Origin of the sequence: Pseudomonas sp. NPDC086278, assembly GCF_050280905.1 — a bacterium.
Classification (GTDB): domain Bacteria; phylum Pseudomonadota; class Gammaproteobacteria; order Pseudomonadales; family Pseudomonadaceae; genus Aquipseudomonas.
This window is the reverse complement of sequence record NZ_JBNNWE010000007.1, coordinates 18,067-42,499: the sequence shown is the minus strand read 5'-3', so window position 1 is coordinate 42,499 and position 24,433 is coordinate 18,067. Positions and strand designations below refer to the sequence as shown.

3 protein-coding genes are annotated in these 24,433 nt (G+C 64.3%); all 3 read right to left on the bottom strand.

Going from position 1 to position 24,433, the window contains the following annotated elements; translation table 11 throughout:
- Nucleotides 1–3: 3 nt before the first annotated feature.
- Nucleotides 4–960, bottom strand: coding sequence for an alpha/beta hydrolase (locus ACQKP4_RS03945; protein ID WP_427630606.1), 957 nt, complete (start codon nucleotides 958–960; stop codon nucleotides 4–6).
- 511 nt (nucleotides 961–1,471) lie between these two features.
- A complete protein-coding gene (locus tag ACQKP4_RS03940; protein ID WP_427630605.1) occupies nucleotides 1,472–13,234 on the bottom strand; it encodes an amino acid adenylation domain-containing protein in 11,763 nt (3,920 codons plus the stop codon).
- The gene (locus tag ACQKP4_RS03935) at nucleotides 13,234–24,207 is read right to left on the bottom strand and encodes an amino acid adenylation domain-containing protein (protein WP_427630603.1); all 10,974 of its coding nucleotides are present in this window, start codon (nucleotides 24,205–24,207) and stop codon (nucleotides 13,234–13,236) included. Before ACQKP4_RS03935 ends, ACQKP4_RS03940 begins: the two co-directional genes overlap by 1 nt.
- Nucleotides 24,208–24,433: the final 226 nt, after the last annotated feature.

The window sequence follows — 24,433 nt, the reverse complement described above, 5'->3', positions numbered from 1 at the left end:
ATCTCAAAGCCTTGAACGCACCCACCCCGCCACTTGCGCGTGAATCCCTGCCACTTCCCCCAACAACCCCGCCATGCGCATGAAGTCGTGGGTCATGCCCGGCTGCTCCAGCAACGTCACCTCGTTGCCCTCGGCGCTCAGTCGCTCGGCATAGGCCAGCCCTTCGTCATGCAACGGATCGTGCCCGGCGAGGTACACCAGCGCAGGCGCCACAGTCGAGAGATCCGCCGCCAGCAACGGCGAGCAGCGCCAATCCGCCAGATCCTGCGACGTCCGCCCGTAGTGCGCGTAGAACCAGTCGAGCGTCGGCGTTTCCAGCAGATAACCCTCGGCGAAATCCCGGTGCGAGGCGCGTTTCGTCGTCGCGTCCGTCACCGGGTACAGCAGCACTTGCGCCTTGGGTTGCAACGCCAATGCCTCGGGTTCACGCACGGCCATGATCGACAACACCGTGGCCAACGTCGCGCCCACGCTGTCGCCGACCAATGCCACCCGATTCGCGTCCAAACCCCGCGCCGCGCCTTCGCGCACCAGCCAGTTCGCCGCATCGCAGGCATCCAGAACCGGCGTCGGGAAACGCCACTCGGGCGCCAGTCGATAATCGACGGTCAACAGCGCAAACCCGCCCTGGGAGACCAGTCGCCGACACAGCGCATCATGGGAATCAAGACTGCCGACCACGTACCCGCCGCCATGGAAATACAACACCACCGGCTGCAACCCCTCGCCCGCTTGCCCGTGGCGATACAAACGCGCCGACAGGCTATGACCGTCCCGCGCGGCAATGGTGAAATCCTCGCAGGCGACGCTGTCCAGCGGCACATCGAGAAACCCCGACGATGCTTCGAAATCAACCCGCGCCTGTTGCGGCGTCTGTTCATGCATCGCACGACTCTTGCCGGTCATCCGGCCGAACTCGGCGAGTTCTAAAAATGCTTCAAGTTCTGGCAACACAGCCATGGGGTGAATCCTTCTACGCAAAGAGGTCAGTGATCGAGCGACATAAAATCTTCAATCTGGTGCGAAACCTGGGGCCAAGGGCTTGCTGTGGCTTAGGTTTTTTTTTGTGGCTCAGAGATTCCTGTAACTCTGGGTTTTCTGTGGCTCAGAGATTCCTGTAACTCTGGGCTTTTTGTGGCTCAGAGATTTCTGTGGCTTAGAGATTCCTGTGGCTTGGAGATTCCTGTAACTCTGGGCTTTCTGTGGCTTGGAGATTCCTGTGGCGAGGGGGCTTGCCCCCGTTGGGCTGCGCAGCAGTCCTGCTTTTTGGGGCCGCTGCGCGACCCAACGGGGGCAAGCCCCCTCGCCACAGAAAGCCCTGAACCACAGGAACTGCCTTGTCACAGAAAGTCCTGAACCACAGGAGCTGACTTGCCACAGAAAGCCCTGAGCCACAGGAACTGCCTCGCCACAGAAAGTCCTGAGCCACAGAAACTTCCTTGCCACTGGAGCTCCCTAACCACAGTTGTTTTCAGGCGATTACCAATTGTCTTTCCAACAAGTCCTCCAGCTGGTCGAGCAATTCGTCACCGCGCAGCAGCTCGTAGTGCCCGCCGGGCAGCAGGCGATCCACGCCGTGGCTGCCGACCTGGGCTTCGAACACCCGGCGTTCGGCGTCACGCTCGGCCACCCACCAGCGATGCGCCGAGACCTTGATCGCCGGCAATTGCCGATGCGCCAGCGCCAGTTGCTTGAGGCGTGAGCCGGTGGCGAAGATTTGCGTGAGTTCGCCCGCGCCCAGCGCGGCTTGTTCGTTTGAGCCGTGCAGCGCCGCTTCGATCACCGTCGTGGCCGCGTCGCGTTCGCTCAGGCCAGGCGCCTTCAGCGCGATCAGCGCCTGCGCTTCGTCAGCGGGCAACCCCAGCACAAATGTCAGGAAATCAGCCAGATCTTCGCGCCAGTCGCCCTGCTCCGCGGTGCCCGCGACGTAGCTGTCGACCAGCCCGGCAAACGCCACTGTTTCCCCTTGGGTTTCCAGTTCGTGGGCGACCAGTTGCGTCAACGCGCCGCCCAACGACCAACCCAGCAAGTAATACGGGCCGTTCGCCTGCTGACGGCGAATTCGTTGCGCATAGGCCTGAGCCATGGCCAACAGCGATTCGTCCTGCCAATGCGGGTCGAGCAGCATCCGACACTGCACGCCGTACACCGTGCGTCGACCTTCCAGTCGGCGGGCCAGCGGTTCGTAGTCGAACACCGTGCCGAAACCCGCGTGCAGGCAGAACAGTGCCGGCACATTGGACATTCGCGCATTCAGCGCCAATAAAGGATCCGGCGCCTGCGCCGGTTCAGCCGCCTGATAACCGCTGAGTTCAGCGATGCACGGTTTCTGCATCAAGTCGCGCAGTTTCAATTCGAAGCCCAACTGCGGCTGACTGCGCACCCGCGAAATGACTTTGAGTACCTGCAACGAATCGCCGCCCAATTCAAAGAAGTTGTCGTCGATGCCCACTTGCGGCAGGCCGAGCACCTCTTGCCAGATCGCGGTCAGCGCCGTTTCCAGCGCGTTGCGCGGCCCGCGATACCCACCGAGCGCCCATTCAGGTGTCGGCAATGCGCGACGATCAAGCTTGCCGTTGGCCGACAGCGGGAAGCGCTCGAGCACGAGGATGCGCGCCGGCACCATGTAATCCGGCAGTTGCGCTTGCAGCTCCGATTTCAAGCGACGATCCAGTCCGACCGCTCCGGGCGCCACCACGTAACCGACCAGTTGCTTGCCGGTCGGCGTGTCGTGCACCACCACGGCGGCATCCTGCACGCCCGCGCACTCACGCAGACGCGCTTCAATTTCGCCCAACTCAATGCGGAAACCGCGGATCTTCACTTGCTGGTCAAGCCGTCCCAGGTAATCAATCAGGCCGCACTCACGCTGGCGCACCAGATCGCCAGTGCGGTACATGCGACCACCGGCCTCGAACGGGTCCGGAATGAATCGCTCGGCGCTCATGCCGGGGCGCTGGTGATAACCGCGCGCCAGGCATTCGCCGCCCAGGTACAGCTCGCCGCTGACACCGACCGGCAACGGGTTGAGGTCGGCATCGAGTACGTACAAACCGCGCCCCGCCACACCACGACCAATCGGCGCATAGGCCGCATCGCAGGTTTCACTAACTTCGGCCCGCCACAGCAGCGGCGTCACCACGGTTTCAGTCGGGCCGTAGCCGTTGACCAGACGCTGCGGACGCAAGGCGCGCTTGACCTGCTCGAAGCTGGCCTCAGGCACCGCATCACCGCCAAAGCAATACACCTCGACCGCCGGCGGATTGCCCAGACGCTCGGCCACTTCCGCCATCTGTTGCAAGTAGGCCGGCGGGAAACAAGCCACGGTGACAGCGTGACGATGCAGCACGTCGAGGGTTTGCTCAGGCGTCCACAAACTGTCATCGCGAATCACCAGACTGCCACCGGCCAACAGCACACTCAGCCAACGCTCCTGAGCACCGTCGAACGCGAACGACATGAAGTGCAGTTCGCGGCTGCGCGGTGCCAGTTCGTACAGCTCGATAATGCCGCGGCAATGCCGGGCAATCGGTCCGCGCGCCACGGCCACGCCTTTGGGCTGGCCAGTGGAGCCGGAGGTGTAGATCAAGTACGCCAGATGCCCCGGCAGCGGCTCGCCAACCGGGCATTCGCCGCTGTCGGCCACGTTCAGTTGGTCAAGCAACAAGCGTGGAGGACTGTCGGCCAGGGTCAGTCGCGTACCCAGATCGCTGTCGCACAACAGCAGGCTGGCGGCCGAATCGCTCAACATGTAGGCCAGTCGTTCGGCCGGGTACGCGAGGTCCAGCGGCAGATACGCCGCGCCGGCCTTGAGCACCGCGAGGAACGCCACAATCGTTCGTTCAGAGCGAGGTAGCGCCACGGCGACGAGGCTTTCCGGGCCGATGCCACGAGCGATCAATTGCTGCGCCAGCCCATTGGCCTGCGCCTCCAGCTCGGCGTAACTGAGTTCGCGGTCCTCGCAGATCAGCGCGATTTTTTGCGGCTGCGCCTGCACGTGTTGATTGAAGGCATGCAGCAGGTCGGCGTTGTCGTCGGACACCTGCGCCAAAGTGACGCGCGCCTCAGGCAACCCGAGGTTGCCGAGCAGGCAGGTTGCGTCTTGCGGCAACGCCCGCAGCAGGCCTTCGAGCTGCGCACGAATTCGTTCGACTTCGGCGTCGCTGAAGCGATCGCGCAGGAACAGGTATTCGACTTCCAGCCCTTCTTCGTTGGCGCTGACCATCAAGTCCATCGGGAAGTTGGTGACGCCGCCACTGCCGACTTCGGCAAAGCGCAACTCGCCCTCTTCACCGCCCTTCAATGCACGGTCCACCGGGTGGTTCTCGAACACGATAATGCTGTCGAACAAGCCCTGGCCACCCTGCCCGGCCCAGCGCTGGATGTCCGACAACGGCGTGTGTTCGTAGTCGCGCACCATCAGGTTGTAATCCTGCAAATCGCGCAACCACTCGCCCAGCGCTTGCTGCGGGTCGAGGGTCTGGATCACCGGCAAAGTGTTGATGAACAGGCCGAGCATGTCCTGCGCCCCGGCCAGACCGGTCGGACGCCCCGCCACCGTGGCGCCGAACGCGACGCTGCGCTGGCCGCTGTGGCGTTGCAACAGCAGCAGCCAGGCGCCTTGCACCAGCGTGTTCAACGTCACGCGCTGGCGCTTGGCGAAACGGTGCAGTTGGCGCGTCGCCTCGGCGTCGAGGTTGCTGTACATCACGCCGTGACCGGAACCGGTCGCACCCGAGGCCTTGGCCAGAATGGTCGGCTCTTCGAGCAATGCCAGACGTTCGCGCCAGAAGCCTTCGGCCTGCGCGCCGTCCTGGCGTTGCAGCCAGGCGATGTAGTCGGCGTAACGACCGGTCAGGGCCGGCAGGCTGTCATTGTGGTAAAGGCGCAACATGTCGCCCAACAGACGCGAAGCGCTCCAGCCATCCAGCAGCAAGTGATGGTAAATCCAGATCATCTGGTAACGGTCATCGCCCAGACGCACGAGGATGAACCGCATCAACGGCGGGCAGCTCAGGTCGAAGCCCTTGGCCTGTTCGGCTGCCGCCAGTTCGCTCAAGGCGTGCTCGGTATCGCCACGCTCGCGCCAGTCGAGTTCTTCTATCGGCAACTCGACGTCAGCGAACACCGCTTGCAGCGGATCGGCCAAGCCATCGCGCCAGCGGAACGCGGCACGCAGCACTTCATGACGCTCGACCAGCGTTTGCCAGGCAGCGCGGAAACGCGGCACCTGCAAGCCGTCCACCGCCACGCTCAACTGGTTGACGTAAGGGTTCAGCTCCGGTGAATCGAGGCAATGGAACAACATGCCTTGCTGCATCGGCGACAGCGGATACAAGTCTTGCAGCCCTTCGCGGGCGGCCGGGTCGATGTGCGGCACCAGCGAGAACGCCTCGACTTTGTGTGCCTCGACCAACGCGGCTTCGCGGCGGCTGGCCACGGCGGCCAATGCACGAATGGTTTGTTGCTCGAACAGTTGCTTGGGACTGAACACCAGTCCGCGCTGCCCGGCGCGACTCACCGCTTGCAGCGAGATGATCGAATCACCGCCCAGTTCAAAGAAGTTTTCCGTGACGCCCACCGAGTCCAGCCCCAGCAGCTCCTGCCAGATCTCCACCAGCAAGGCTTCGGCCGGTGACGCGGCGGCCACTTGATCGTGGTTCTGACGTGACGCTTCAGGCGCTGGCAGGCCCTGACGATCAAGCTTGCCGTTCGGCGTCAGCGGCAACGCGGCCAGGCACAGCAAGTGCGCCGGCAGCATGTGCGCCGGCAAGCGGCTGCGCAGGTGTGCGGTCAGCGCTTCACGCAAATCCTGCTCATCGGCGAGCGGATCGCGTGGCACCACGTAGCCGACCAGTTGGCGGCTGACCGGACCTTCGCGGTCGATCACGAACGCTTCACGCACGCCTTGGTGTTCGAGCAGGCAGGCTTCGATTTCGCCGAGTTCGATACGGAACCCGCGAATTTTCACTTGCTGATCGATACGACCGAGGTATTCAACCACGCCGTCGGCGCGGAACCGCGCGAGGTCGCCACTGCGGTACAACCGCGAGCCCGGCACGAACGGGTCCGGCACGAAGCGTTCCGCCGTCAGGTCCGGACGCTGATGGTAACCCCGCGCCACACCCTCGCCGCCCAGGTACAACTCACCCGCGACGCCCACCGGCAACGGCTGCAAACCGCCATCCAGAATGTAGGCGCTGCGGTTGCCGACCGGCCGGCCAATCGGCATGAAGGCCGAATCGAACTCGGTGTCCGGATAGGCCAGCCAGATCAGCGGCGTGATCACGGTTTCGGTCGGGCCATAGCCATTGATCAGGCGCTTGGGTTGCAGCACCTGCTGGACTTCATCGAAAGCATGTTTGGCCATGCCTTCGCCGCACGGGGTGTAGGAACGGATCGGCAGATCGCGCCCCGCCTCGCCCATGAAATCGGCGATCTGCGCCAGATAGGTCGGGGTGAAACAGGCGATGGTGATGCCGTGCTTTTCGATCTCGAAGCAAGTGCGCTCCACGCTCCACAACTCGTCGTCACGGGGCATCACCGCCGAACCGAACACCAGCGGCGTCAGCCAGCGCTCGTGGGCACCGTCGAAGCTGATCGAGGCAAATTGCAGTTCGCGGTCGTCCGGGGTCATGCCGTACAACTCGCCAATCGACAGGCAATGCATGGCCAGCGGACCGTGGGCCACGCTGACGCCTTTGGGCCGTCCGGTGGAGCCCGAGGTGTAAATCAGGTAGGCGAGGTTTTCGCCGCAGGTCAGGTTGACCGGGTTGGTCTCGGCCATGAACTCCAGCGGTTCGCGGTCGATTTCCAGCACCGACAAGCCGTCGGGCAGCGGCAGCTTTTCCCGCAGCCACGACTGGCTGATCAGCAGCGAAATGCCGCTGTCTTCCATCAGGTAGCGCAGGCGCTCCGCCGGATAGGCCGGGTCCAGTGGCACATAAGCGCCACCGGCCTTGAGGATCGCCAACAGGCCAATGATCATTTCCGGCGAACGCTGCATCGCCAGGCCGACCCGCACTTCCGGGCCGATGCCCAGTGCGCGCAGGTGATGGGCCAAGCGGTTGGCGCGACGGTTGAGTTGATCGAAGCTCAACGCCAGGTCGTTGAAGATCAGCGCCGTGGCGTCCGGGCGAATGACCGCCTGAGCCTCGATCAGTTGGTGCACGCACAGCGGGTCTGGCGTCGCGGTAAACGCCGGGTTCCACTCGACCAGTTGCTGTGCGCGTTCCGGCGCGGTCAGCAGGTCGAGTTCGCTCAATGCAGCGTTTGGCGCGGCCACCATCGCCGCCAGCAACGCAGCCAGATGCTCGCTCATGCGCGCAATCGCCGCGCCGCTGAAGTGCGCGCACTGGTAGCTCCAGTTCAGGCTGAGCTGGCTTTCGGCGGTGGCCGCCAGGGTCAGCGGGAAGTTGGTGCGTTCATGGTTCTGTGGGATCGAGAAGCTCAAACCCGCCGGCGCGCCTTGTTGCAACGCTTCGGCGACCGGGAAGTTTTCGAACACCAGCAGGCTGTCGAACAGCGGCTCACCGGCACGCCCGGCCCAGCGCTGAATGTCGCCCAACGCGGTGAACTCATGCTCACGCAATGCCAGGTTCTGCGCCTGCAAACGGGCCAGCCACTGGCTGACGCTTTCCACCGCGTCAGGCGTGCTGATCACCGGCAAGGTGTTGATGAACAGGCCCAACTGACTTTCGGCACCCGGCAGATCCACCGGCCGCCCGGCCACGGTCGCGCCGAACGCGACGCTGCGTTGTCCGCTGTAGCGTTGCAGCAACAGTGCCCAAGCCCCTTGGACCAAGGTGTTGAGCGTCACTTTTTGTGCACGGGCAAACTCGCTGAAGCGTTGGCTGGTCGCCTCATCGAAGGTCTGGCGATGGTCGGCGAAATCCGTGGCCGAAGGTGCTTTGCGTTCACCATGGGCCAGGCTCTGCGCCAACAGGGTCGGGTTGTCGAGGCTCGCCAATTGCTCGCGCCAGAACAGTTCGTCCGCCTGCGCATCCTGACGTTGCAGCCAGCCGATGTAATCGGCGAAACGCCCGGTCGGCGCCTGCACGTCTTGCCCGGCATACCGCTGCAAGACTTCGCTCAGCAGCAGCGAATTACTCCAGCCATCCAACAGCAAATGATGGTGGGTGTAGATCAGTTGCTGACGCTCGTCGTCCAGTCGCACCAGGGTCAGGCGCATCAACGGTGCGCGGGTCGAATCGAGTTGCAGGCGTTCGCTGTCAATCAGTTGCACCAGTGCTGCGCCCTGATCGTCACGGTGGCGCCAGTCGAGGCAGGTCATCGGCAAGTGCAGATGCCGGTGGACCACTTGCACCGGCGCCTCGAACCCGTCCGGGAAGTGGAAACTGCTGCGCAGGATCGGATGGGTGTCGAGCACCGCTTGCCACGCGCGCCCCAGCCGTTCGGCGTCGAGGCCTCGGGCTTCGACGCTGAGCTGGTTCACATACGCGCCGGACGCCGACTCGTACAAGCTGTGGAACAACAGACCGGCCTGCATCGGCGACAGCGGATAGACGTCCTCGATCTGCGCCGGCGGCACCGGCAAGCCATCGAGTTGCACTTGAGTCAGGCGCGCCAACGGGAAGTCCGCCGGGGTCACGCCGCCCGCGCCATCGCTCAGGCAATGGCCGATCAGCGCCAGCAATTCACCACGGAAATCCGCCGCCAGCGCTTCGATTTCGCGCCGGTCAAAGCACTCACGGCTGAAGGTCCAGTCGAGCTTCAATTCACCGCCATAGACCTGACCATCCACCGACAGCCAGTTCGGCAACGGTGCGTCCGCCGCTTGCGCGGCGCCGCTGGACTCCGTGGCCGGGGTGAACAGCGCGTCTTCGGCGAAGCTCTGATCGAACTGGCCGAGGTAGTTGAAGGTGACCCGCGCTTGCGGCAATGCCGCCAGTGCGGCCTGGGTCGCGGCATCGCCCAGGTAGCGCAACAGGCCGTAGCCCATGCCTTTGCCGGGGATTTCGCGCAGTTGCTGCTTGATCGCCTTGATCGAACCCGCCAGGTCGGCAGTCGGCGTCAGCCGCACCGGGAACAGGCTGGAAAACCAGCCGACGGTGCGGGTCAGGTCGATGTCGTCGAACAGTTCTTCGCGGCCGTGGCCTTCGAGCTGAATCAGCGCCGATGGGTGACCGGTCCAGCGACTGAGGGTGCGGGCCAGCGCGGTCAGCAGCAAATCGTTGACCTGGGTGCGGTAGATCGCCGGCGCTTGTTGCAGCAATTGCCGGGTCTGCTCGCGGTCCAGCCCGATGCTGACGCCTTGGCGCAAATGCCCGGCCTGACAGGCCTGGGCATTGGCCGCTGGCAGCGAATCATGCGCCACGCTCAACTGCGCCTGCCACCAGTCCAGTTCGCTGGCGGCGGCGTCGGAGCGGGCATACGCGTCGAGTTTGTCAGCCCAGGCCTGAAACGCGCTGGTCTTCGGCGGCAGGTCTTGTCCTTGGTAGGCGGCTTGCAAATCTTCCAGCAACACCCGCCACGACACGCCGTCCACCACCAAATGGTGGACCACCAACAGCAAACGCTGCGAGCCATCGGCCTGGGCGATCAAGGCCACGCGCAGCAGCGGACCGTCTTGCAGACTGAGGCTGCGCTGGGCTTCGTCGCACACTGACTCCAGCGAGGCAGCGCTGGCAACGCGGGCGGTCCAGAGCATGTCGATAACGTCGGCACTATCAGCGCCGACATAACGCGCCGACCATTGCCCGTCGACCTGACTGAAGCGCAAACGCAAGGCATCGTGCTGCTTGAGCAGGCGTTGCAGCGCCGCTTGCAGACGCGGCAATTCGAGGGTTTCGCGCGGCGTCAGCAATACGGCCTGGTTCCAGTGCGCGCGTTGCGCGATCGGCTCGTCGAAAAACCAGCGTTGAATCGGCGTCAGGGTCTGCACGCCGTCCACCGGCCCTTGTTGCGCCAGCGCTGCCGCCTGTTCCTTCACCACGGCCGCCAGCGCTTGCAAGGTTTGCTGCTGGAACACATCACGCGGTTGCAGGCTCAAGCCCGCGCGACGGGCACGGCTGACCACCTGAATCGAAATGATCGAATCGCCGCCCAGTTCGAAGAAATTGTCCTGGCGCCCGACCCGCTCCACGCCCAACACGTCCTGCCAGATCTGCGCCAGCACCTGTTCGCGCTCGCTGCGCGGCGCTTCGAAGGCGCGCTGACTGACCTGCGCGGTGGGCGCGGGCAAGCGTTTGCGCTCGAGTTTGCCGTTGGGGCTCAGCGGCATTTGCTCGATCAGCACGGTCTGCGCCGGCACCATGTAATCCGGCAGCGTCGCCAGCAAATGGCGTTTCAGGGTGTCGCGCCACGCGCCTTGTTGCGCGGCATCGGCGACAACCAAGGTGCGCTCCACCGGCACGATGTAGGCCACCAGTTGCTTGCCGCTCGGGCTGTCGAGGGCCAGCACCACGGCTTCCTGCACCTCGGCATGTTCTTGCAGGCGCGCTTCGATTTCGCCCAGCTCGATACGCAAGCCGCGAATTTTCACTTGGTGGTCGATACGCCCGCAGTAGTCGATGGCGCCGTCGGCGCGGTATCGCGCCAGGTCACCGGTGCGGTACAGACGCTCGCCGCTGCCAAACGGGTCGACCACAAAACGCTCGGCGGTCAACGCGCCACGACGGTGGTAACCACGGGCCAGACCGACGCCGCCCAGGTACAACTCGCCCACGGCGCCCAGCGGCAACGGTTGCAGTTCGCTGTCGAGAATGCAGGTGCGCAGGTTGGCAATCGGCCGGCCAATCGGCACGCTGTCGCGGCCTTCTTCCACGCAGGTCCAGTGGGTCACATCGATGGCCGCTTCGGTCGGGCCATACAGGTTGTACAGACTGGCTTGCGGCAGGCTGCGCAGCGTTTGGCGTTGCAGCTCCATCGGCAGCGCTTCACCGCTGCAAATGATCCGTTGCAGCGAGGTGCAGGCCAGTGCCTCGTCGGCACCGATAAAGGCCGACAGCATCGACGGCACGAAGTGCAGCGTGGTGATCGCCTGCTCGACGATCAATGCGGCGAGGCGTTGCGGATCACGGTGTTCACCCGGTGCGGCGATCACCAGCGTGGCGCCCTTCATCAGCGGCCAGAAAAACTCCCACACCGACACGTCGAAACTGAATGGGGTTTTTTGCAGCACGCGGTCGCTCGGCCGCAGCGCGTAAGCCTCCTGCATCCACTCCAGACGGTTGTGCAGCGCGATATGACGGTTGCCCGCGCCTTTGGGTTTGCCGGTGGAGCCGGAGGTGTAGATCACATAGGCAAGGTTTTCCGCGATGGCGCGGTTGGGTAAATCAGTGCCCGGCAGATCGCTCAACCAATCGGCCGCGGCGTGCAGGCACAGGGTGCGCACGTTGTCCGGGGTCGGCAGTTGCGCCAGCAGATGTTCCTGAGTCAGCAACAACGAAACTCCGCTGTCTTCGATCATGTAGCTCAGGCGATCAATCGGGTATTCCGGGTCCAGCGGCACATAGGCGCCGCCGGCCTTGAGAATCGCCAGCAGCCCGACCACCATTTCAAACGAACGGTCGCAGGCAATCCCCACCAGCACTTCCGGGCCGACACCCTGGGCACGCAAGTGATGGGCCAAGCGGTTGGCGCGCAGGTTCAGTTCGGCGTAACTCAAGGCCTGGCCCTGGAACACCAGCGCGGTCGCCTCGCCGTTTTCAACCACGCGCTCTTCGAAATGGCGCTGCACGCAGACTTCGCCCGGATAGGCCTGAGCGGTGTCGTTGAGGTCATCGAGAATGCGCAGACGCTCGTCGGCATCCAGCAACGGCAACTCGGCGAGCGGGCACTGCGGGTTCGCCAACACGCCGGCCAACAGATTGCGCCAGTACTGCGCCAGGTGCTCGATGCGCTCGGCGTCGAACAGGTCGGTGGCATACGTCAGGCTGGCGAACAGTTGGTCGCCCTGCTCCTGCGTGTCCAGTTGCAAGTCGAATTGCGTGGTGTGCGCCGTAGCGTTCAGCGCGTCGACGCGCAGGCCCGCGAGCAAGCCGCTGACCGCCGCCGGTTTGGCTTGCTGGTGGTTGAACATCACCTGGAACAACGGGCTGTGGCTGAGGCTGCGTTCACCTTGCAGCGCCTGCACCAGGCGCTCGAACGGCAAGTCCTGATAATCCTGGGCATCCAGCGACGCGGCGCGGGTCTGCTCCAGCAACTGGCTGAACGGCAGGCGCCCGTCGAGTTCGGCGCGCATCACCTGGGTGTTGACGAAGAAGCCGATCAGGCCACGGGTTTCTGCACGGTTACGGTTGGCAATCGGCACGCCGACACGCACATCGGGCTGGCCGCTGTAGCGGTAGAGCAAGGCCTGGAAACTCGCCAGCAACAGCATGAACGGCGTGACGCCACGCTGTTTGGCCAGGGTCATCAGACCGCTGGCCAAGGTCGCATCGAGGGCAAAATCCAGGCGCGCGCCGCGTTGGCTCGGTTGCGCCGGGCGCGGCCGGTCAGTCGGCAATTCGAGCAGCGGTTGTTCGCTGCCCAGAGTGTCGCGCCACCAGTTGAGTTGGCGCTCAAGCTCACCGGCGTCCATCCAGCGACGTTGCCACAGCGCGTAGTCCGAATACTGGATCGGCAACGCGTCCAGCGCTGCATTGCGGCCTTGGCAATGTGCGGCATACAGCCGGGAAAACTCCTCCACCAATACGCCCATCGACCAGCCATCGGTGACGATGTGGTGCAGGGTCAGCAACAGCACATGGTCGTCGCTATCCAGCTGCAACAGACTGACCCGCAACAGCGGGCCGTGTTGCAGATCAAACGGGCGGGCGATGTCCTGTTCGACGCGGAGCAGCGCTTGCTCGAAGCGCTGATCCTGAGGTTCGCCGCGCAGGTCAATCGGCTCGATGGGCAGCGCGGTGAACTCGGCCAGCGTCTGCACCACATGCCCGTCGTCCTCCACGAATCGGCTGCGCAGGCTCTGGTGCCGCTCCAGCAACACGTCGAAGCTCTGCTGCAACGCCGCGACATTCAGCGGCCCGTGCAAGCGCAAGGCGGCGGGAATGTTGTACGCCGAACTGTGCGGATCGAGCTGCCAGAGAAACCATTGGCGCTGCTGCGCGTACGACAGTTCAAAAGCGCTTTGCGGCTCGGCGGCGGGCGGAATCGGCAGTTGTCCGAAGCTCACGCCCTGCTCTTGCATCTTGCTTAAAAACTCGCGGCGCTTGTCGGCTGGCAGGCCGGCGAAGCGGCTGGCGATACGCTGGGCAGTGGTGTGTTCCATCAGTTGATCTCCATCTCGTCGAGAAGCGACTCGAGCGCATCAAGACGTGCATCGTTGTCAGCCGGGGCGTGTTGCCCGGCCATGGCGGCATAAGCCTGCAGGTCGGTGGATTCGAACAGCGCGCGCAGCGGCAGCTCGATGCCCAATTCCAGTTCCACGCGGGCGCTGGTCTGGGCGGCGAGCAGCGAATGCCCGCCCAATTCAAAGAAGTTGTCGCGCCGGCCGATTTGCGCCACGCCCAGCACGTCGGCCCAGATCGCGGCCAATTGCTGTTCGAGGTCGCCTTCGGGGGCTTCGAACGGTCGATGCCATTGCTCGGCATCGGGCACCGGCAAGGCCTTGCGGTCGAGCTTGCCGTTGCCGGTCAGTGGCAAGGCGTCCAGCAGCAGCCAGTGGCTCGGCACCATGTAGTCCGGCAGATCCACCTTGAGCGCGGCACGCAGGGTGTCGCGCCAGGCCATCGGGTCTTGCGCGGGCTGTTCGGCCACGACGTAGGCGCACAACTGCGGACCAGCCTCGCTCGGATGCACGCTCAACACCGCTTGGCGCACGCCCGGTTGGGCCAGCAACGCCGCTTCGATTTCGCCGAGTTCGATGCGGAAGCCGCGAATCTTCACTTGTTGATCGATGCGCCCGAGGTAATCGATGCTGCCGTCGGCACGCTGGCGCGCCAGGTCGCCGCTGCGATAAAGACGCTGCGAGGCGTCGAACGGGCTCGGCACAAAACGCTCGGCGGTCAGGCCGAAACGCCCGTGATAACCGCGCGCCAGGCCGGCGCCGGCAATGTACAACTCGCCCGCCACACCCACCGGCACCGGTTGCAACTGGCTGTCGAGCAAGTACCAGCGCAGGTCGCGAATCGGCAGGCCGATCGGGCTTTGCGCCTTGCCGTCGAGGTCGGCCAGGCGAATGGCGCGGTAGGTCACGTGCACCGTGGTTTCGGTAATGCCGTACATGTTGACCAACGTCGGCTGCCGATCGCCGAAGCGCTCGAACCATGGCCTCAGGCTCGCGACCTCCAGCGCTTCACCGCCAAAAATCACCTGGCGCAGCGCCAGGTTTCGCGGGCTGGCGCAGGCAATCGGCAACAACTGACGGAACGCCGTCGGCGTCTGGTTCAACACCGTCACGCCTTCGTCGCACAGCAAGCGGTGAAACGCCTGCGGCTCGCGGCTGATGTAATACGGCACGATCACCAGGCGCCCGCCGGTGCACAGCGAGCCAAACAGTTCCCACACCGAGAAGTCGAACGCGTAGGAGTGGAACAGCGTCCAGACATCGTCGGGGCCGAAGTTGAACTCGCCAGCGGTGGCCGTCAGCAGACGCCCGACGTTGCCATGGCTGAGCAAGGCACCTTTGGGCCGACCCGTGGAGCCGGAGGTGTAGATCACGTAGGCAAGGTTGTCCGGGGTCGCCAGCGGCGGCAGGTTGTCGTCGCTGAATGCCGCCAGTGGCAACGATTCCAGGCTCAGCACCTGCACGCCGTCGCGGGCCGGCAAGCCGTCGATCAAGTGTTGTTGCGTCAACAGCAACGTGATGCCGCTGTCTTCAATCATGTAGCTCAGGCGTTCGGCCGGGTATTGCGGATCAAGCGGCACGTAGGCGCCACCGGCCTTGAGAATCGCCAGCAGGCCGATCACCAGCGGCATTGCCCGCTCGGTCGCGATGCCGACCCGCACCTCGGGGCCGACGCCCTGCTCGCGCAGTGTGCGCGCCAGCTGATTGGCCTGCGCGTTGAGCGCGGCGTAGGTCAGTTGCTCGCCTTCGCAGACCAGCGCGATGGCGTTCGGCCGTTGCGCGACCTGCGTTTCGAACAAGTGGTGCAAGGTCGGAGACAGCGCTTGTGCCTGGAACGAAGGGTTCCAGTGCGCAAGCAAGGCATCCTGCTGCGCATCGTCGATCAGCGGCAGCTCGGCCACACGCTGGGCCGGATTGGCAACCACTGCCCGCAGCAGGTTCAGCCACTGCCCGGCGAGGCGCGTCATCGACGCCTCGTCGTACAAATCGGTGGCGTAGGTCAGGCTGGCATCCAGCGTTTCGCCCTGTTCCTGGGTGTCGAGCACCAGATCGAATTGGCTGGTGTGTTGCTGCCAGTGCAGACGCTCGACCTGCAAGTCGCCAACGCGGCGTTCGACGCTCTCGCCCAACTGCTGCTGATGGTTGTAGAGCACCTGGAACAAAGGGCTGTGATTGAGGCTGCGGTCAGGCGCCAAGGCGTCGACCAGTTGCTCGAACGGCACGTCCTGATTCGCTTGCGCAGCCAATGCCCGCTGTTTGACCTGTTGCAGCAAGGTGCTGAACGGTTGCTGCCCGTCGATCTCGGCGCGCAGCACCTGGGTGTTGATGAAGAAGCCGATCAGGCCTTCGGTCTCAAGGCGCGAACGCCCGGCACTTGGCACGCCGACGCTGATGCGCGGCTGCCCGCTCTGGCGATGCAGCAAGGTCTGGAAACTCGCCAGCAACAGCATGAACAACGTCACCTGTTGTTCCTGGGCGCGTTGACGCAAACCGCCGAGCAAATGGCGATCAACGTTCACCACCAGGCTGGCGCCGCGCTCGGTGCGACGGGCCGGGCGGGTCAACTCACTGGGCAGCTCCAGCGGTGTCTGGCTGCCGGCCAGTTGCTCGCTCCACCATTTGAGTTGACGAGCGCCCTCGCCGGCTTCCAGCCAGTCGCGCTGCCAACGGGCGTAGTCGCTGTAGTTCACCGGCAGATTCGCCAAGCCAGGTGCGCGACCGTCGACGGCCGCCTGATACAGCGCACTGAACTCATCGACCATGATCTGCATCGACCAGCCATCGGCGGCGATGTGGTGCACGGTCAGCACCAGCACGTGTTCGTCAGCGTTCACTTGCAGCAGCAACACGCGCCACAGCGGGCCGGTGCGCAGGTTGAACGGCCGGGCGATTTCTTGCGCCACGGCGCGGTCGACGGCGCACTGATCGAGCGTGCGATGTTCCAGTTGCAGCGCCAGCGTATCGTGCAGCACCGGTCGCGCCTGCTGGCCATCCTGTTCAAAGGTGGTGCGCAGGGTTTGGTGGCGGGCCTGCAATTGAGCACAGGCCTGGCGCAGCGCATCGAGGTTCAGCGAGCCCTTGAGGCGCAGCGCGGCGGGGATGTTGTAGGCCGGGCTCTGCGGGTCCAGTTGCCAAAGGATCCATTGCCGCTGTTGCGCGTAAGACAGCAAGGGCGGTTGATCGGCTGCGGCACGTTGCAGCAGCGGTTGGCCGCTGACGTTCGCCAATGCCGCCCGCGCGGAAAATTGCCCCAGGCTGGCCGCCGAGAACAGGCTGTTCACCGACAGTTCGAGCTGCAACTGCTGACGCACCCGCGAGATCACCTGAAGCACCAGCAACGAGTGGCCGCCCAGCTCGAAGAAGTTGTCGTCGCGGCCGACGCGCTCGACCTGCAACACGTCCTGCCAGATCAGCGCGAGTTGCGTTTCCAGGCCTGCGGCCGGGGCCACGAAGTCACGTCGGGCAGCGCTGGCCGCGGCACGCGGCAAGGCCCTGCGATCCAGTTTGCCGTTGTTGTTGAGCGGCAGTTTGGGCAGCAGGATCAGCTGATTCGGCACCATGTATTCCGGCAGCGACTGGCGCAGCACGGTTTTCAGACCTTCCAGGTACTCAATCTCGGAGCAAACCGCATCGCTGGCCACGACATACGCCACCAGGTGCGTGCCGTCCTGAGCGATGACCGCCGCCTCGCGCACCTCCTCGCGGGCTTGCAGGCAGGCTTCGATTTCGCCCATTTCAATGCGGAAACCGCGAATTTTCACTTGATGGTCGATGCGGCCGACGTATTCCAGATTCCCGTCAGCGTTGTAGCGCGCCAGATCGCCGCTGCGGTACAGGCGTGCGCCCGGTTCGCGGGCAAACGGGTCCGGCAGGAAGCGTTCCGCCGTCAGTGCCGGGCGATCAAAGTAACGTTGAGCGAGACTGGCCGGCGCGCCGATGCACAATTCGCCGACCCCGCCGTTGGGCAGCAACTGACCGGCCGCGTCCAGCACATACAGGGCTCGACCGGCGATGGCGCGACCAATGGGAATACCGAACGCATCGCTGGCGTCGTCGAGACGGCATTCATGGACGCTGGACACGACGGTCGCTTCAGTCGGCCCGTAGGTGTTGAGCAGTCGGACATCGGCCAACCCGGCGTGGTGCCACAAGCGCAATCCTTCGACCGACATCGCTTCGCCGCCGACGTGCACCTGGCGCAAATCGCCGAGACTGCGCACCGCGCCATTCGCGCACTCGCGGGCCAGCAAATACCAGTACGCCGCCGGCAAGTCCGCCACGGTCACGCCCTGGCGGACGATCTCGGCGGCGAGACGACCGGCGTCCCACAGCTCGTCGCCACGCATGATCAACGCCGCGCCGACACACAGCGCCGGGAAGCATTGCTCGACGAAGCCGTCGAAACTGAAGGTCGCAAACTGCAACACCCGGTCCGCCGCCGACAGCGCCGAATAGTCGGCGGCGACCTGGCAGAACTCGCGCAGCGCGGCATGGGCAATGGCCACGCCTTTGGGCTGGCCAGTGGAGCCGGAGGTGTAGATGACGTAGGCCAGATCGTCGGCATCGGCACGGTTTGGCGGATTGCTCTCGGAGTAGCCGGCGCTGTCATCGAGGCTCAGACGCAACACGCCGGGCACCTCTTCCAGCAGACCGGATTCGCACAGCAGCAGGTCGAGACGGCTGTCACCGATCAGGTACGCCTGGCGTTCGGCAGGATAGGCCGGGTCCAGCGGCACGTAAGCCGCGCCGCTTTTGAGCACCGCCAGCAGGCTGACGATCAGTTGCGGGCCACGGTGCAGCGCCAGACCGACACGCTTGCCAGGCCCGGCGCCCTGTTCTGTCAGGCGATGGGCCAGACGGTTGGCCCGGGCGTTCAACTGCCCGTAGCTCAGGGACTGGCCCTCGACCTGCAACGCCAACGCGTCGGGGGTGGCGGCGGCCTGAGCCGCGATTTGCTCGTGGACCAGACGGGGGGTGGCCAACTCGAGCGGCGCCGGTTGGCTGATCGCAAGCACTGCGTTTGTACCGTCGGTATCGAGCAGTTGCAGCGTGCCGAGTGCCGCGTCCGGCTGCGTCACCAGTTGCGCCAGCAGGTGCTGCAGATTGCCCGACAACTCGGCAACCTGCACCGCACTGAACCGCGCCGCGTCGTAGCTGAAGTCCAGGCTGAGGCTTTCACCCAGCTCGATGCCCAGCGTCAGCGGATAATGCGTGCGCTCGTGGTTGTGCAAGTTGCCGAACGACAGCCCGGCCGGCGCACCTTGCTTCAACGCTTCGGCCACCGGGAAGTTTTCGAACACCAGCAAGCTGTCGAACAGCGCCGAGCCCTGCTGCCCCGCCCACCCCTGAATGTCGTAAAGCGGCACATGCTCGAACTCGCGCATCGCCAGGTTCAGCCCTTGCAGCTCGCTCAACCAGCGGCTGACGGTGTGATCCGGCTGCATCGCGCAGACCAGCGGCAGCGTGTTGATGAACAGCCCGAGCTGCGCTTCGATCCCCGGCAACGGTGCCGAACGGCCGGCGACGGTGGCGCCGAACACCACGCAATCCTGGCCGGTGTAGCGTTGCAGCAAAAGACTCCAGGCCGCTTGCAGCAGCGTGTTGAGGGTGACTTTCTGCTGGCGGGCGAATTCGCCCAGGCGCTGGGTGGCGCGGCGGTCGACGGCCACGCGGTATTGCTCGCTGCCCTCGGCACCCACCGGCGGGCGCAAGGCTTCGGCCAGCAAGGTTGGCGCTTGCAGCGGCGCCAGTGCGGCTTTCCAGAACTGCTCACCAGCGACAGCCGATTGCTGCTGCAACCAGCCCAGATAGTCGCGGTATTGCCCGCTCGGCGCCGGCAGCGCCTGGCCAGCGGCGTAGTGCTGGATCACCTCGGCGAGCAACTGCGCGTTGCTCCAGCCGTCCATCAGAATGTGGTGGCTAGTGTAGATCAGGTGCCAGGCGTCGGCGCCGGTGTGAACCAGCTTCAAACGGAACAGCGGTGCGTGGCCCAACTCAAAACCCTGGGCACGTTCGGCGTCGGCCAGTGCCTCGGTGTCGCTCGATTCAAGCATGTCGAGCGGCAGCGCGACCTCACGAACGATGGCTTGATGCGCGGTATCGAGGCCCTGCCAGTGGAAGCTGCTGCGCAGAATATCGTGACGCGCCAGCGCGGTTTGCCAGGCCTGGGTGAAGCGCTGTGGATCGAGCCCCTGAATGTCGAGACGCAACTGGCTGATGTAGGCGCCGACCCCGGGTTCGTACAAGGTATGGAACAACATGCCCTGCTGCATCGGCGACAGTGGATACAGGTCTTCGAGGGTCGAAACGGCCACCGGCAATGCGTCGAGTTGCACCTGACTGAGGCGCGCCAGCGGGAAGTCCGATGGTGTCGCTTGCGGCGTTTCAACAGCGCAGCAATGCCCGATCAACGCGTTAAGTTCCAGCAGGTAATCATCCGCCAGACGCTGGACGGTCGCGCTGTCGAACATATCCCGGCTGAAGCCCCAGCTCAGCGACAACTCGCCGCCGTAGACCTGGCCTTCGACCGTCAACCAGTTACCCAACGGGGCCGAGGGGTCCTGCGCCACGCCGTTGCCTTCGGTGGACGGCACAAACATCGCGGCATCGTCGAATTGCCGGTCGAACTGCCCCAGGTAGTTGAAGGTGATGCGCGGTTGCGCCAGTGCGGCGAGTTCAGCGCGAATCGCCGGGGTGCCGAGGTAGCGCAATGCGCCGTAGCCGAGGCCCTTGTCCGGCACGGCGCGCAATTGTTCCTTGATGCTTTTGATCGACGCGCCGAGATCGCCGCAAGGCCGCAGGTTGACCGGGAACAGACTGGTGAACCAGCCGACGCTGCGGGTCAGGTCGATGTCATCGAACAGGTCTTCGCGGCCATGGCCTTCGAGCTGGATCAGCGTGCTGCCCTGCCCGCTCCAGCGGCAAACCGCACGCGCCAGTGCGGTCAGCAGCAGGTCGTTGACCTGGGTGCGATAGGCCGCCGGGGCCTGTTGCAGCAATTTGCGGGTTTGCTCGGTGTCGAGCCTGAGTTCGAGTTTGTCCTCGAAGCGGTTTTCCAGCGCGCCGTGCGGACGGTCGCATGGCAGATCGTTCGGGGCGTCGCGCAGTTCGGTTTGCCAGTGATCGAGGCTGTGTTCAAAGGCTGGGAGCTGATCTTGCAGACGGGCGACCCAACGCTGATAAGTGCTGGTTTTCGCCAATTTCACGGTGCTGTCGCGGTAGAACTGCTGCAAATCTTCCAGCAGCACGCGCCAGGACACACCGTCCACGGCCAGGTGATGGATGACCAGCAGCAAACGCTGAGTACCGTCGGCCATCGCCACCAGCAGCGCCCGGATCAACCGGCCAGCTTGCAGGTCGAGACTGCGCTGGGCGTCGTCGCACAGGTCTTTGAGTTCAGCCGGCGATTGCGCCTGACGTTGCCACAGCACCGACTCCGTGGTCGGTGCCGCGTAGGTTTGCAGCCAGCCTTCGGCGGTCGGTTCGTAGCGCAGGCGCAAGCTGTCGTGCTGGGTCAGCAATTGTTCTAAGGCACGGTCCAGCGCTTCGACGTCCAACGCTTCGCGCGGCACCAGCAGCAGCGACTGGTTCCAGTGCTGACGCGCGGGGATCGCTTGTTCGAAGAACCACTGTTGCACCGGCGCCAACGCGACCGCGCCAACGGCCGGGCTTTGGTCGATCAGCGGTTGCTCGCCGTTGCGGGCAGCCTGGGCCAGGCTGCGGATGGTCTGGTGCTGGAACAAATCCTTGGGGCTCAACACGATCCCGGCCTGGCGCGCGCGGCTGACCACTTGCATGGAGACGATGGAGTCGCCGCCCAGCTCGAAGAAATTGTCTTCCAGACCGACATTGTCGATGGCCAGCACGTCCTGCCAGATCGCCGCCAGGGATTTTTCCATCGCCGTGCGCGGCACGACGTGTTCACGTTGCTGCTGCGAGCCATCGACCGCCGGCAGCGCCTTGCGGTCGAGTTTGCCATTGGGGGTCAACGGCAGCTGCGCGAGGAACAGCAGGAACGCCGGGACCATGTAGTCCGGCAGACGCTGACGCAGTGCGGCTTTCAGCGATTCACGCAGGGCCGCTTGTGCATCGAGGTTATCGACCAACGCCGGATCGGTCGGCACGATGTACGCGACCAGTTGCTGCCCGTTTACGCCGTCCTGCGCCAACACCGCCAATTCGCGCACGGCCGCTTGCTGCAACAGTCGCGCTTCGATTTCACCCAGCTCGATCCGGAAACCACGGACCTTGACCTGATGGTCGATACGCCCAACGTATTGCAGCGAGCCGTCGGCCTGATAACGGGTCAGGTCGCCGGTGCGGTAAAGGCGTTCGCCGTTGCTGGCGAACGGGTTCGGCACATACTTTTCGGCAGTCATGCCCGGCCGCGCCAGGTAACCACGGGTGATGCCCGCGCCCGACAGGTACAGCTCGGCGGACACGCCTTGCGGCACCGGTTGTAATTCGGCGTCCAGCAAATAACTGGCGGTGTGCTTGAGCGGTCGGCCGATGTTCGCGCGGCCACCGGCCTCGCGCCGGGTCCAGGTCGAATACGTCGTGTCTTCGGACGGGCCGTACAAATCGTAGACATGCTCGACAGTCGGCTGCTGATACAGCGCATCCACCAGGCTTTGTTTCAGCGGTTCACCGGCGAGGTTGATGATGCGCACGCTCGACGGGATCTGTCCGTCGCGCTGCAACGCGTTGATCGCCGACGGCACGGTGTTGATCAAACGCACCTGATCACGGGCCGGCAGTTGCGGCAATTCCAGGGCGTTGCGGGCGATGATCACCGAGCCGCCGTTGGCCAGGGTCACAAACAGCTCCCACACCGACAGGTCGAAACACACCGAGGTCGAGGCCAACACGCCCTGGATGTCGTCGCGGCTGTAGACCGATTTCGACCAGTCGATCAGCGCCAGCACATTGCGATGGGCAATGGCCACGCCTTTGGGTTTGCCGGTGGAACCGGAGGTGTAGATCACGTAGGCCAGATTGTCCGGGGTGACGCGGGTGACCGGCGCGCTGCTTGGGTACGCGCCCCACGTCATATCGTCCATGAGCAGCACTTGCGTTTCGGCGGCCACGGTCAACGTCGCGGCGACCGACTGCTCGGTCAGCAACACCAGGGCGCGGCTGTCGTCGAGCATGTAGGCGACGCGCTCGGCCGGGTAATCCGGGTCCAGCGGCACATAAGCGCCACCAGCCTTGAGCACCGCAAGCAACGCGATCAACAGGTTGTCGGAACGCTGCATCGCCACGCCGACCCGGACTTCCGGGCCGACGCCCAGTTCGATCAGTTTGTTGGCCAGGCGATTGGCCTGACCGTCGAGTTCGGCGTAAGTCAGCTGTTTGTTGGCAAAGGTCAGCGCCAACGCGTCCGGACTGGCCGCGACTTGCTGGCTGATCAGTTGATGAATGCACAAGTCCTGCGGGAAGCTTTCGTCAGCACGATTCCAGTCATGCACGACGCGTTGGTATTCGGCGCTTTCCAGCAGCGGCAAATCGCTGATGCGCTGCTGCGAATCGCTGACCATGCCCCGCAGCAAATGCACCCAGTGCTGCGCCATGCGCGCGATGGTCGAGGCGTCGAACAGGTCGTTGGCGTAGGTCAGCGCGGCGTGCAGCTTGCCGCCCTTTTCATAGGTATCGAGGGTCAGGTCGAACTGCGTGGTGCGCCCTTCCCACTCGATCGCACCGAGCGCCAGACCAGACGCGGTGCTGACCGTGGAAATGTCCGCGACCTGCGGCTGGTGGTTGTACATCACCTGGAACAGCGGCGTGTGGCTGAGGCTGCGCTCCAGTTTCAGCGCTTCGACCAGACGCTCGAACGGCAAATCCTGATGGGCCTGGGCACCGAGCGCGGTTTCCTTGATGGCGCGCAGCAAATCGTCGACGCGGGTCTGGCCATCGAGCTGGGTGCGCAACACCTGGGTGTTGACGAAAAAGCCGATCAGGCCTTCGATCTCGCCGCGATTGCGGTTGGCAATCGGCACGCCGACGCGGATGTCGGTCTGCCCGGTGTAGCGATGCAGCAACGCGTTGAAGGCGCCGAGCAACAGCATGAACAAGGTGATGTTGTGGGTTTGCGCGGTGGCGCGCAGTTGTTCGGCCAGTTGTGCGTCGACGGCGAATTCGTAGCGGGTGCCGCGATAGCTCGGCATCGCCGGGCGCGGGTGATCGGTGGGCAGCTCCAGCACCGGGTGTTCGTCGCCGAGTTGCGCCTGCCAGTAATCGAGTTGGCGTGCCTGTTCGCCCGCCTCCAGCCAGCGGCGTTGCCACAAGGCGTAGTCGCTGTACTGGATCGGCAACGGCGCGAGTTGCGGTTGTGCGCCGGCCTCAAAAGCGTCGTAGCAGCGGATGAATTCGTCGATCAGCACGTTCATCGACCAGCCGTCGGAAACGATGTGGTGCAGGGTCAGCAGCAGGACGTGTTCTTCGTCGGCGAGCTTGAGCAAGGTGACGCGCAGCAACGGGCCGACCGACAGATCAAAGGGCAGCACTGATTGCTGCTCGGCGGCTTGAGCGACTGCCTCTTCGCGCGCAGTGGCCGGTAGCGCGCTGAAATCCACCTGATCGATGACCAGCGGCACGCTGGCCGGCACTTGCCGCAGGCTATCGTCGGCCTGGCGCTGGAACACCGTGCGCAGGGTTTCGTGACGCGCCACCAGGCTGGCGAAGGCCTGTTCCAGTGCCGGCAGGTTCAAGCGCCCGGTCAGACGCACCGCGCCGGGCAGGTTGTAGGCGCCACTGTGCGGGTCCAGTTGCCAGAGAAACCACATGCGTTGCTGGGCGTACGACAGCGCCTGGCGATCCTCGGCGTCGACGCCGGCAGGAATGGGGAACCGGGCGAAATCAACGCCTTCCTTGTGCAAGGCCGCAAGGAACATCTGGCGCTTTTCCAGGGGCAACCCGATAAACCGGCGAGCAAGTTTCAAGGAGTCTTCAGCATTCATTTCTAAGGATCCGGATCAGTGGCGGGAAGCACAAAGGCACGTCGTCCCTATAAAACGAATGCAGACCGGAAAAATTAGCGAATGAGAACAAGTATCAGAGGGGCGGTAAAACGCGGTGTGTCAGTGCCACTAATACACTGTGGGAGCGGGCTTGCTCGCGAACGCGGTGTGTCAGTAGACATTTGTATGACTGACACGCCGCTTTCGCGAGCAAGCCCGCTCCCAC

What these genes read in the sequence shown, in the direction of transcription:
- ACQKP4_RS03945 (WP_427630606.1), bottom strand. Translation starts at nt 960, where the DNA reads ATGGCTGTGTTGCCAGAACTTGAAGCATTTTTAGAACTCGCCGAGTTC.
- ACQKP4_RS03940 (WP_427630605.1), bottom strand. Translation starts at nt 13,234, where the DNA reads ATGGAACACACCACTGCCCAGCGTATCGCCAGCCGCTTCGCCGGCCTG.
- ACQKP4_RS03935 (WP_427630603.1), bottom strand. Translation starts at nt 24,207, where the DNA reads ATGAATGCTGAAGACTCCTTGAAACTTGCTCGCCGGTTTATCGGGTTG.